12 protein-coding genes and 1 pseudogene are annotated in these 12,349 nt (G+C 44.6%); all 13 read left to right on the top strand.

Annotation, left to right across the window (positions count from 1 at the left end):
* Positions 1-2 precede the first annotated feature (2 nt).
* The 13 genes and pseudogenes from OKC27_RS13320 (at position 3) to OKC27_RS13260 (ending at position 12,297) form a co-directional block, all read left to right on the top strand.
* Positions 3-870: pseudogene (locus OKC27_RS13320) on the top strand (IS1595 family transposase).
* A gap of 546 nt (positions 871-1,416) precedes the next feature.
* A complete protein-coding gene (locus OKC27_RS13315) occupies positions 1,417-2,451 on the top strand; it encodes an exopolysaccharide biosynthesis polyprenyl glycosylphosphotransferase (RefSeq protein ID WP_270806373.1) in 1,035 nt (344 codons plus the stop codon).
* Positions 2,452-2,602: 151 nt separating this feature from the next.
* Entirely contained in the window at positions 2,603-3,688 is a 1,086-nt protein-coding gene (gene rfbB, locus OKC27_RS13310) for a dTDP-glucose 4,6-dehydratase (RefSeq protein WP_270806372.1), read from the top strand.
* Positions 3,688-4,575: a dTDP-4-dehydrorhamnose reductase gene (rfbD, locus tag OKC27_RS13305; protein ID WP_270806371.1), complete on the top strand. Its 888-nt coding sequence runs from the start codon at positions 3,688-3,690 to the stop codon at positions 4,573-4,575. The genes rfbB and rfbD overlap by 1 nt, the downstream gene beginning before the upstream one ends.
* Positions 4,576-4,687: 112 nt before the next feature.
* Positions 4,688-5,566, top strand: coding sequence for a glucose-1-phosphate thymidylyltransferase RfbA (rfbA, locus tag OKC27_RS13300; RefSeq protein WP_270806370.1), 879 nt, complete (start codon positions 4,688-4,690; stop codon positions 5,564-5,566).
* Positions 5,567-5,628: 62 nt separating this feature from the next.
* Positions 5,629-6,174 (top strand): dTDP-4-dehydrorhamnose 3,5-epimerase, encoded by a 546-nt coding sequence (gene rfbC / locus OKC27_RS13295; protein ID WP_270806369.1) that lies wholly within the window; start codon positions 5,629-5,631, stop codon positions 6,172-6,174.
* Position 6,175: 1 nt separating this feature from the next.
* Positions 6,176-6,571 (top strand): sugar 3,4-ketoisomerase, encoded by a 396-nt coding sequence (locus tag OKC27_RS13290; protein WP_270806368.1) that lies wholly within the window; start codon positions 6,176-6,178, stop codon positions 6,569-6,571.
* On the top strand, positions 6,568-7,320 hold the full coding sequence (locus OKC27_RS13285) for an N-acetyltransferase (RefSeq protein WP_270806367.1): 753 nt from the start codon (positions 6,568-6,570) through the stop codon (positions 7,318-7,320). The genes OKC27_RS13290 and OKC27_RS13285 overlap by 4 nt, the downstream gene beginning before the upstream one ends.
* Positions 7,313-7,720, top strand: coding sequence for a MaoC family dehydratase (locus OKC27_RS13280; protein WP_098969892.1), 408 nt, complete (start codon positions 7,313-7,315; stop codon positions 7,718-7,720). The genes OKC27_RS13285 and OKC27_RS13280 overlap by 8 nt, the downstream gene beginning before the upstream one ends.
* A 4-nt stretch (positions 7,721-7,724) precedes the next feature.
* Positions 7,725-8,828 (top strand): DegT/DnrJ/EryC1/StrS family aminotransferase, encoded by a 1,104-nt coding sequence (locus OKC27_RS13275; protein WP_270806366.1) that lies wholly within the window; start codon positions 7,725-7,727, stop codon positions 8,826-8,828.
* The gene (locus OKC27_RS13270; protein WP_270806365.1) at positions 8,825-10,075 is read left to right on the top strand and encodes an O-antigen translocase; all 1,251 of its coding nucleotides are present in this window, start codon (positions 8,825-8,827) and stop codon (positions 10,073-10,075) included. Before OKC27_RS13275 ends, OKC27_RS13270 begins: the two co-directional genes overlap by 4 nt.
* Before the next feature lie 51 nt (positions 10,076-10,126).
* Positions 10,127-11,662 carry a hypothetical protein gene (locus OKC27_RS13265; RefSeq protein WP_270806364.1) on the top strand — a complete coding sequence of 512 codons (1,536 nt, stop codon included), beginning with the start codon at positions 10,127-10,129 and terminating at the stop codon, positions 11,660-11,662.
* Positions 11,659-12,297 (top strand): CatB-related O-acetyltransferase, encoded by a 639-nt coding sequence (locus tag OKC27_RS13260; protein WP_270806363.1) that lies wholly within the window; start codon positions 11,659-11,661, stop codon positions 12,295-12,297. Before OKC27_RS13265 ends, OKC27_RS13260 begins: the two co-directional genes overlap by 4 nt.
* Positions 12,298-12,349 lie beyond the last annotated feature (52 nt).

The following is a 12,349-nucleotide window of genomic DNA, read 5'->3' as shown; positions in this document are numbered from 1 at the left end:
TCATGCATAATCCAGCCTTTCAACACCTGTTGTCCCTCTTCCCCAGTTAACCCTGTGCCGGCACCGTGTTGCTCAGCAGGAGCTCACTGCACTCCACACCATTATCTCAGTCAATACTCAGTTACCGGCATGCAGCGGCTGCCCACATTGTCAGGCCGATGTCGCTCAACTGGTGCCTTGGGGATGCGTCGCTACTGTTGCAAATTGTGTCTGCGCACCAGCACCGTTCTGACCCAAACGCCTCTGGCCCGGTTGCACCAAGCACAATGCTGGGAAGACTACGCGCAAGCCCTCATTGAAGGACTGACCGTCCGCCAGGCAGCGCTGTGGGGTCAGCAAAAATACCGTGTTCCTCTGGCGTCATCGTTTCTTGCGCGCAATGGCAACCCGTCAAGCCACGCGGGAAGAGGGCATCGTGGTGATAAGGGGCGAACCTGTGGAACCGGGCGGATTACATCCCAGAGATGGTGGTGCAAGACCGGGCAGGCCCCCATGTGGATTTTCAGCTGGAGAAGATAAATGCCGAGGCGGTCATCGCGGTTTTGAAGCCGCGGGTGTCACCGGATGCGGTGCTGTGTAGCGATGGAGCGGGTGTGTATGCCAGTTTCAGCTAAGCGCAGGGCGTCACCCATCAGGTAGTGCACAATCGCCAAGGCGAACGGGTGGTCGGTGCGTATCACATCCAGCACGTGAACGGGTATCACCATCGGTTGAAGGAGTGGATGGAGCGTTTCCATGGCGTGGCGACGCACTACCTGAAGAACTACCTAGTGGCGCAGGATTCTGGAGCGTTACGGGAGGGGCGTAAATATCAAAGTGTGTTTGCATGAGGCGCTGGGGTACTCCATGCGACACGTAATTGGGACATAGCCATTTTTTTGTCCCAACCGGTTACGTTAGGTTGACTTTTAATCGTGTTTTTGGTGGGGTCATACAGCTCTTCTGGTTTTCTATCGAATCTTGGTTAAAAACGAGATGTTGAAACATTTTTTTGTGTGCAGTTTTGTCGGAATAGAGATAAGATCTTAGATCTATCGGGTTTGTACGATGCGATGTTTTCTATGCACAACTTTTATTGGCGTCATGACGCAAAAAAGAACTGTATGGTCATGCATCAACAATCATAACAATGCTGGAGGACATGATGGCCAACAGCAAGCACAATCAGGTTAAAAGCAGCAAACTGGGGGCTGTAACCCAGGGGCGGTAGCCACTGTGTTTTCTAGGAAATAGTGTTCTATGTAGCTTCCTCATTCTCGACCATGTGTTGCTTATAATGTATATCTTTTTGACACCATCTGTTGTCACTATGCTAACAGTTATCTGTTATGGCAAAGGTATTGAGTAAAGATGTACATGACAATGTCTGATTGGATAACAGTAGATTTTTTTTGCACAACTTGGATGCGGATACACATGAAAAATACAGCCGTTGAGCAAGACTCAATCATGGAGCAAAGTTCTGTCGCTTGTGATAAAACTACTCAACCTTGCTCTCAATATGTTCCCATTGATGTAAACCGAGTCATCGATGAGTTTAAAAAAGAGCATGTTAAGACGAATGAGCTGTACGTTTACTGTAATGTGGATGATGAACCTCTTGTTATGAGGGTTTTGTCAAAGCATGGTTTAACTCTGTACTTTAATGAAAATGTACTCAATGATTTAAGAGGGAAAACTCTTGTTCATTACAAGAGTAATACTCTATCAGATGATATTTCTGCCATGTTGGTTAGGGCGACAGAGTGTGGTGCCTATGTCGAGCCCTTGGTGAGTTACATTGATCGTCGTTTTGGTCTGACAGAAGTAGAATTATTGCATAGTGGTTATTTTTTGCACATGAAGGCGTTTTCTATTCTTTCTAGTGCCTTTAATCGCATAGTTAAGCGAGGGCTTGACTTGATTGCTGCTAGTGCTCTCGCGTTGATTGCTATACCCATCTGTGTTTTAACTGCTATAGCAATCAAGTTGGAGTCTCCAGGTCCCATTTTTTATCGTCAAGCGCGTGTTGGCCAGTTCAATCGTGAGTTTGATGTTATCAAGTTTCGTTCTATGCGAAATGATGCTGAAAAAAATGGAGCCCAGTGGGCAAGTAAAAATGATGCGCGTGTTACGCGAATTGGTGCGTTCATTAGGAAAACACGAATAGATGAGCTCCCACAGCTGATTAATGTATTTAAGAGTGAGATGTCACTGGTTGGGCCTAGACCAGAACGAGAGATTTTTATAAAAGAACTAGAAATTGTGATTCCTTACTATCGTTTTCGTCATGCCGTAAAACCAGGAATAACTGGGCTTGCTCAAGTAAGCTATCCTTATGGTGCGTCTATTGAGGATGCTGTCTGGAAACACAAGTATGATATTTACTATATAAAGCACCAGAATCTTTTGTTGGATATTAAAGTTCTTTTTTTGACCGTGAAAACAGTACTCTTTGGTATGGGGCGATAACTGTTGCTATGATACTTCGTATGAGTAAGTGCGATTTAAGTACTCAATTAGTCTAGCCAGTTAACTAGACGTCTCTAAATTATCATTTTTTTGGACTTGACTTTTTACATCAGGCTTTCCTTACATAAACAGTCTAATTTGGCATAATAAAATGAAAATACTTGTTACCGGTGGCGCAGGCTTTATCGGCTCTGCTGTGGTGCGCCATATCATCCGTGATACCCAAGATTCCGTTATCAATCTCGATAAACTCACCTATGCAGGCAATCTGGAATCCCTGGCCTATGTATCGTCAAGCGATCGTTATGCGTTTGAGCAGGTGGATATTTGCAATCGCGTCGAGCTGGATCGGGTGTTTGCCTTGCACCAGCCGGATGCTGTGATGCACCTGGCCGCCGAGAGCCATGTTGACCGCTCCATCACAGGGCCGGCTGACTTTATCGAGACCAATATTGTCGGCACCTATATGTTGCTGGAAGCGGCTCGCGCTTATTGGAACGGTCTGGACGAGGTGCGCAAGGCGGCCTTCCGCTTCCACCATATCTCCACCGACGAGGTGTATGGCGATCTGCCCCATCCGGATGAAGTGGCTGCCGGTGAGGCATTGCCGCTCTTTACCGAAACCACGCCCTATGCCCCCAGCAGCCCCTATTCTGCTTCCAAGGCCTCCAGTGACCATCTGGTGCGCGCCTGGCGCCGTACTTACGGCCTGCCGACCATCGTCACCAACTGCTCCAACAACTACGGCCCGTACCACTTCCCCGAGAAGCTGATCCCGCTGGTGATCCTGAATGTGCTGGATGGCAAGCCGCTGCCGGTCTATGGCAAGGGCGACCAAATTCGCGATTGGCTCTATGTGGAAGACCACGCGTGCGCGCTCTACAAGGTGGTGACTACTGGCTTGGTTGGGGAGACCTACAACATCGGCGGTCACAACGAGAAGCAGAATCTGGACGTGGTGCATACCGTGTGTGATCTGCTGGACGAGATGGTGCCCAAAGCTGGCTCTTACCGCGATCAAATCACCTATGTGGCGGATCGCCCCGGTCACGATCGCCGTTATGCCATCGATGCCAGCAAGATGAGCGCAGAACTTGATTGGCAACCGCAAGAAACTTTCGAGTCTGGCATTCGCAAAACCGTGCAGTGGTATCTGGATAACCAGCAGTGGGTCAACAACGTCAAGAGCGGTGCCTACCAGTCCTGGATTGAGCAGAACTACGGGGATCGTGCCTGATGCATATTCTGCTGTTTGGTAAAAATGGCCAGGTAGGTTGGGAGTTGCAGCGTGCACTGGCGCCGCTGGGGCGCATCACAGCCGTTGATTTTGACTCCACCGACTATTGCGGCGATTTCAGCAACCCAGCAGGGGTGGCCGACACGGTACGTCTGGTCAAGCCGGACGTGATTGTCAACGCTGCGGCCCATACCGCAGTCGACAAGGCGGAGAGCGAGCGAGAGTTTGCCGAGCTGCTCAACGCGACCAGTGTGGCGGCGATTGCCAAAGAAGCGGAAGTATTGGGTGCCTGGTTGGTGCATTACTCCACCGATTATGTGTTCGATGGCAGCGGCGAGCGCCCCTGGGTGGAAACTGATGCGACCGCCCCACTCAACGTCTACGGCGAAACCAAGCTGCTAGGGGAACAGGGCGCAACCCTCTGTGCGCGTCACCTGATCTTCCGCACCAGCTGGGTCTACGCCGCCCGTGGCGCCAACTTTGCCAAGACCATGTTGCGTTTTGGCAAAGAGCGTAGCGAAATGTCAATTATCAATGACCAGTTTGGTGCCCCGACCGGTGCCGAGTTGCTGGCCGATTGTACCGTTCATGCGATCCGTGTTGCGCAGAGTAAACCCGAGGTTGCCGGGCTGTACCATCTGATAGCCTCCGGTACCACCACCTGGTTTGACTACGCCCAGCTGGTGTTTGCCACAGCCAGAGAGGCTGGCGTTGAATTGGCGGTGACGCAACTCCATGCGGTACCGACCAGCGCCTTCCCGACTCCGGCCAAACGCCCCCATAACTCTCGCCTTGATACCCGCAAATTCCAGCGCACCTTCGATCTGGTGCTGCCGGAGTGGACGGTCGGTGTGGGGCGGATGTTGACCGAGATCCTGGGGAAGTAAATCACTGGCCAGGGATGTATTGAATGCATCCCCGGCTGGCAGGGATAAAACAGAAAGGTGTGGCCTCACGCCACCCTTTTCTTTTGCAATTTAAAAATAAGAAACAAGCATCATGACTAAACGTAAAGGCATTATTCTGGCCGGCGGTTCTGGCACCCGTCTCTATCCGGTCACCATGGCGGTGAGCAAGCAGTTGCTGCCCATCTATGACAAGCCGATGATCTACTACCCGTTGAGCACCCTGATGCTGGCGGGTATTCACGATATTTTGATCATCAGCACGCCGCAAGATACCCCCCGTTTTGAGCAATTACTGGGTGATGGCAGCCAGTGGGGCCTTAACTTGCAATACAAGGTGCAGCCAAGCCCGGACGGGTTGGCACAAGCCTTTATTCTGGGTGAAGAGTTCATCGGTTCAGACCCCTGCGCGTTGGTGCTGGGCGACAACATCTTCTACGGCCATGACCTGCAGAAACAGCTGGAGTCTGCTGCGGCCAAAGAGAGCGGTGCTACCGTCTTTGCCTACCATGTGCACGACCCTGAGCGTTATGGGGTGGTGGAGTTTGATAAGCAGGGCACCGCTATTTCACTGGAAGAGAAGCCACTGGATCCCAAGAGCAACTATGCGGTCACTGGCCTCTATTTCTACGACAACAGCGTGGTAGAGATCGCCAAGAGTCTTAAGCCATCGCCACGTGGTGAGCTGGAAATCACTGATGTGAACCGTATCTATCTGGAGCAAGGTAATCTGTCGGTGGCGATGATGGGCCGTGGTTATGCCTGGCTTGATACCGGAACCCACGAGAGCATGATTGAAGCGAGCAACTTTATTCAGACCATCGAGACACGTCAGGGGTTGAAAGTCGCGTGTCCGGAAGAGATTGCCTATCGCCAGAAGTTCATTAATGCTGAGCAGGTGCGTGAACTTGCTGCACCGCTGGCAAAGAATGCTTATGGTCAATATTTGTTAAGAATGGTTGCCAAAGCCTGATGTGATATGGGGGGAGGGAATATGCTCCCCCCATAAAGATTGAATTAAATGTGGATACACAGATGAATGTAATCAAAACATCAATCCCTGACGTGCTGATCTTTGAGCCCAAGGTCTTTGGTGACGAGCGTGGTTTTTTCTTTGAGAGTTTCAACCACAAGCTGTTTGAAGAGGCAGTAGGATATTCGGTTACTTTTGTGCAGGATAATCACTCCAAATCGTCAAAAGGCGTATTGCGCGGCTTGCACTATCAGTTGCCGCCCCATGCCCAGGGTAAGCTGGTGCGCTGTGTGGCTGGTGAAGTGTTTGATGTGGCGGTAGATATCCGCAAAAGGTCACCGACTTTTGGTCAATGGGTTGGGGTACATCTGTCAGGTGAAAACAAGCGACAGTTGTGGATCCCGGAAGGGTTTGCCCATGGATTTGTAACGCTGAGCGAGAGTGCAGAGTTTTTGTATAAGACCACTGCTTATTACCATCGAGAAAGTGAAGGTGCAATTGCGTCGAATGATATCGAGCTGAAAATTCAATGGCCTATTGATAGTGTATTTCTTTCAGAAAAAGATAAGAATGCTCAATCATTTCTACAATTCAAACAGGCTTTTTAACATGCAAATTAAGCTAATACCCCTTCAAGCTCACGGTGATGAGCGCGGCTCGCTGATTGCACTGGAGGAAGGCAAAAACATTCCTTTTCCAGTTAAACGGGTTTACTATCTTTTTAATACCAAAGATGGTGTACGCCGTGGCTTTCATGCTCACAAAACGCTTAAGCAAGTCGCTATTGCGGTACGTGGTTATTGCCGTTTTTTATTGGATGATGGTAACGAGCATGTCGAGGTGTTGCTCGATAATCCAGCCCAAGGCTTGCTGATAGAATCCTTTATGTGGCGGGAAATGTACGACTTTTCCGAAGATTGTGTTTTGATGGTGTTAGCTGATCAGCTTTATGATGAGTCGGATTATATTAGGGATTATGAGCATTTTTTGGAGGAGATTAGATGAGTATACACCCTACAGCAATAATATCAGACAAGGCTAAAATTGGTAAAAATGTAACTATTGGTGCCTATACAGCAGTCTACGATAATGTTGATATAGGTGACGGTTCGGTGATTGAATCATTTTGTGAACTTGGAGTTGCTAATTCATTATCGGAAGGCAATTTTTTGATTATCGGCGCCAATGCACACATTCGCTCACATAGTATTTTTTATGAGGGCTCTCAATTCGATTCATTGCTTGTTACAGGCCACCGTGTCACTGTACGCGAAAAAACAAAAGCGGGAAAAAATTTTCAAATCGGTACGTTGTCAGATATACAAGGTCATTGTGAAATTGGTGATTATGTTCGAACCCATAGCAATGTTCATATAGGTCAAAATTCTAAAATTGGTGATTTTGTATGGATTTTCCCCTATGTTGTTCTCACAAATGATCCAACCCCTCCAAGTAATGTAATGCAGGGGGTTATAGTAGATAACTTTGCAGTAATTGCAACTATGTCAGTTATTTTGCCTGGAGCACATATTTCTGAAGGGTGTTTAATAGGTGCACATTCCTGTTTATCTGGAAAGACAGAAAAAGATACTATTTATTCTGGTTCGCCAGCCAAAGCGATTGGTTGTACATCAAAATTAAAACTAAAAGATGGAACACGCAGACCTGCTTACCCGTGGAGGAAACACTTCACTCGAGGTTACCCAGAACACATAGTTCAAGAATGGATAAAAGAGTTTTCAGATAATGTATAAAATAGAAGAAATTGAGGCTGGAATGACAGCATCATACTCACAGACCATCACTGATGCAGATATAAAAGATTTTGCAGGAATATCTGGTGACAAAAACCCAGTGCATATGGATGAGATATACGCAAAAGAGTCAAGGTTCGAGCGACGCATTGCACATGGGATGTTAAGTTCTAGCTTTTTTTCAGCTTTATTTGGCACTCAACTCCCTGGGCGAGGTTGTGTATATGTCAGCCAGGATTTAAAATTTCGCAAACCAGTATATATTGGTGATACTGTGACAGCGACTATTGAAGTTACATCAGTAGATTTTAAAAGAAGGCGCGTATTTTTTGATACCTACTGTAAGGTTGGTAAGTCAAAAGTTATTACAGGGACCGCCGAAATTTATATTCCAGAGTGATAAAATGATCAACTTCCTCGATTTAAAAGTCATCAACAATCAATACCAGCAGGAACTTAAAGATGCTTGTGCTCGCGTCATTGATTCCGGTTGGTATATCATGGGCAATGAGCTAACCCAATTTGAAACCGAGTTTGCAGCTTATTGCGGGGTAAAGCACGCCATTGGTGTGGCTAATGGGTTGGACGCTTTAATTCTGACACTGCGAGCTTGGAAGGAGCAGGGCAAACTGCAGGCCGGTGACGAGGTTATTGTCCAAGCGAATACCTATATTGCTTCCGTGTTAGCCATCACCGAAAATGAATTGGTGCCGGTATTCGTTGAGCCAAATCCGGCCAGCTATAACTTGGATCCAGCCACGATAGCCGATGCTATTACCCCGAAAACTAAAGCCATTCTGCCCGTGCATTTATATGGCCAGTTGTGTCCTATGCCGGAAATTATGACGCTTGCCAAGAAGCATAACCTATTAGTGCTAGAAGACTGCGCCCAGGCCCACGGTGCAGAGATAAATGGGCAACGAGCAGGTAACTGGGGCGATGCGGCTGGCTTTAGCTTTTACCCAGGCAAAAACCTTGGCGCTCTCGGCGATGCAGGCGCTATCACCACTAATGATGATGAACTAGCTCAAACGCTCAAAGCCCTGCGCAACTATGGTTCACATAAAAAGTATGAAAATCTCTATCAAGGTGTAAATAGCCGACTTGATGAAATTCAGGCCGCTATGCTGCGAGTGAAACTGCGCTACTTAGAAACAGAAACCACCCGCCGTCAGCACATCGCCCAAACTTATCGTGCTCATATCAGCAACCCGCTAATTACGCTACCGCAAGTCAATGAAGAACTTGCCCACGTTTGGCACTTATTTGTAGTGCGTTGTGAACAGCGGCAAGCCTTGCAGCAGCATTTGGCAGAAAAAGGTATTCAAACCTTAATTCATTATCCCATTCCACCGCACAAGCAGCAGGCATATCAGCAATATGCGGATATGCCGTTGCCGCTAACCGAACAAATTCACCAGCAAGTGCTCTCTATTCCGCTCGACCCGACTATGAGTGATGCTGCGGTTAAGCAAGTGATTGCTGCTATCAATGGGTTTGCTGGATGAGACGTTTACTCAAAGTCACCGCCATGACGGGGTTATTAACCCTGCTACGCATGGTGATGGGATTTGTGATTGCCAAGGTGGTGGCCATTTATACTGGCCCCACCGGTATGGCAATGTTAGGTCAAGTGCAAAGCTTAGTCGGTAGTTTAAATGGTATAATTAATGCGCCCGTAGGCAGCGGCGTGGTGCGTTTTACTGCTGAAAATAAGGATCAAGGATTTGATGCTTGCTCCCCTTGGTGGCGAGCGGCGCTACATTGGGTATTAATTATTTCAGCTATTGCTATTCCGGTTGGGTTGTTATTTGCCAAGCCGATTGCCAACAGTTTATTTAAAAATGTCAACCTTGCTTGGGTAGTGATGGCAAGCTTGAGTGTGTTGCCTTTTGCTGCCGTTGGTACTTTGTGTAATTCGGTCATTAACGGTCAGCAGTTATATCGACGTTATGTCGGTCTTGGGATGTTATCGGCGCTGATTTCGGGCGGCGTAATGCTGACGATGATCGCCTTGCACAACATCGAGGGTGCACTATTAGCTGCCGCGCTACAAAGCGCCTTGATTGGCCTGGTGATGTTAATTGCTAACCTACGTCAGCCCTGGTTTAAATTGCATTACTGGTGGGGCGCAGTGGACTCCCAAGCCCGCAAAGATATTGGCAAATATATGCTGATGGCGATAACGAGTGCGTTAACCGTGCCGATATCCATGATCTTTGTGCGCAACATCTTAATTGATCAAGTAGGCTGGGAGGCTACAGGTCAATGGCAAGCGGTCTATAAAATCTCTGAAGTCTATTTGGGGGTAATCACCATGTCGCTTGGCACCTATTATTTACCGCGTTTGGCTTCATTAACTGGCATCGACGCGATAATAGGTGAAATTCATAAAACTGCATGCATAGTAGTCCCAATTGTCGTCTCTATGGCATTATGTGTTTATTTACTGCGTGATGTAGCGATTTCACTGCTGTTCACAGAGGCATTCCGCAGTGCTCGTGACCTGTTTGCAATTCAATTAACTGGTGATGTAATCAAGATATTGGCTTGGCTGTATGCTTACCCCATGATCTCACGTGGTGCTACAAGATGGTTTATGACAACAGAAATAGTATTCACAATGAGCTTTGTTATATTAACTTTTTTTCTCGTACCGCAATATGGTGTCATGGGGGCAAATATAGCTTATACGATAAATTATTTATTTTATTTTATTTTAATGTTTTTTGGTGTTCATAGATATGCGAAGTAAATTATATTTAAGATATGAATTTTATTTTTATTTATTGACTGTGGATGTAAAATGAATAGCAGTGTTGTTGCATCTTATGAAAGATTAAAACGCATAGCAGATAAAGAATATATCGCTAAATCTTATAACAGCGCTCTTAAATGTATATCTGTTGCTGCTGGTATAGCAAACTATTATAATTTTAGATATGAAGATAGTGATCTTGAATTTTTATGTAAAAATATTGGAAAGGATTTTTTTGAAAAAAAAACTAGTGAGTTTAAAATTTTTTCTGATTTGGATCATTTCACGAGTAAGATAGTTTTTTATGATTGTTTTGCCTATGACTCAAGGGGATTAACACAGCAGTATATTAGAGCTATTAAGCATGCTAGATTACCCTTTGTATTTATTTTGAACAGCGATCAATGTTTAACAAAAAATCCTGATATAAAAAACGAGTTACTGTCATGTGAAAACGCAAAAATTATTGATATATCGAAAATAAAATCACCAGAAGCTAAATTGTTTGAATTGATTTCGCTTATAAAGCAACTCTCTCCAAGCCATGTCTTTTTACATATGAAACCGAATGATGCTGTTGGCGTGGCTGCATGGTCTTGTTATGATGGAGCTAAACGTTATCAAATAAACTTAACAGATCATGCATTTTGGTTAGGAACATCATGTTTAGATTATCTAATAGAATTTAGATCATATGGCGCACAGATCTCTAGTGGTTGCAGGGGAGTTCATGTAGATAAAATATTGCATTTGCCATTTTATCCTATAACGACCTCAAATGATTCTTTTGAAGAATTTCCTAATGTTAGTGAGGAAATTAAAATAAAAATTTTTTCGGGTGGTGCATTATATAAGTTTGATGGTGACAATGGTGAATATTTTAATTTAATGAAGCGGGTTTTAGATGAAAACCATGAAGTAGGTTTATTTATCGCCGGTGATGGTAATAGGAGAACATTTAATAAGTTTGTTATGGATAATAATTACCATAATAGAGTTTTTATGTTGGGTAATAGGAATAATATATCTTCAATTTTTAAAAATATAGATATATATGTCGGTTCTTACCCGATCTCAGGTGGGTTAATGTCACAGTTAGCTGCGGAGTATAACGTACCGCTTATTCAGTATACTCGTGAAGATTTACCAATAAATATCATCGAAACACTATTTCCACTAAAAAATAAGAATATTCAGTTAACTTTTTTCGACAAGGATGATTTTTACCAAGAATTACGAAAGTTGATAAAAGATAAAGAATATCGACAGATTAGAGCATTGAGCTTAAAAAATACAATAATGAATAAACTTAATTTTAATGAAAGCTTTAAAGTGCTTATAGAAAATCCAGAATCAATGAAGTTAAATAGTATTAATAGCTACAATATAAGCCAAGATATTCTTAATGAAATATATTTTGAAGCAGCTGCCGTACAGTCGACAAATTTCATGAATCGTTTTTTACCAACATTATATTCGCTATTAAAAAACGACTTTACATTTTTTGTTATAGTTTTATTTGGTGTTGTAAAAAGCCGAAAGAATTTATTTAAAATAATAAGTATTTTAAAGGGGGCTAAATGATTAGATCGGTTGTGGGGATGTTCATCAAGAAAATAAAACTCTACTATTTTAAAGGGCGTTGGAGAAGTAAAAATAGTCACAATGAGACAACAGTAAAAACGATTTTCAATCCCCAAAAAGTCACCATAGGTAATAAAACATATGGTGAGTTGAATATATTGTCTTGGGGGGCTAGTAATGAATTTCTAAAAATAGGCTCGTATGTTTCTATTGCTAAAAATGTTACTTTTATTTTGGGCGGTAACCATGTCACAACAGGGTTTATGACATATCCAGTAATGGCTAAGCTAAGGTTAAGTCCAAGCGATGTTTATGATTCTTATTCAAAAGGTAGTATTATAGTAGAGAACGATGTGTGGATTGGTTTTGGTGCAACAATACTATCTGGTGTGAACATTGGTCGAGGCTCTGTTGTCGCTGCGGGTAGTGTGGTGACGAGATCATTTCCTCCATATTCAATCATTGGGGGCAACCCCGCAAGGCTAATCAAAATGAGATTTAGTGACGATGTGATATCAATAATGAGCACTGTTGATGTCGGTTCTATTGATATAACTACATTAAGCTTAGAGCAAATAGAAATGCTGTATCGTGTACCAGATGTTAAAAGTAAGCAGCTACTAGGCTTTCTCTAGTTAAAAATGGAATCACCTAATTAATAAAGCGCGATCAATTATGAGTGTTAAA

The organism is Aeromonas sp. QDB62, assembly GCF_027705695.1.
Lineage (GTDB): Bacteria > Pseudomonadota > Gammaproteobacteria > Enterobacterales > Aeromonadaceae > Aeromonas > Aeromonas allosaccharophila.
Note: the sequence above shows the minus strand (reverse complement) of the source record. Positions and strands in the feature narration are given on the sequence as shown.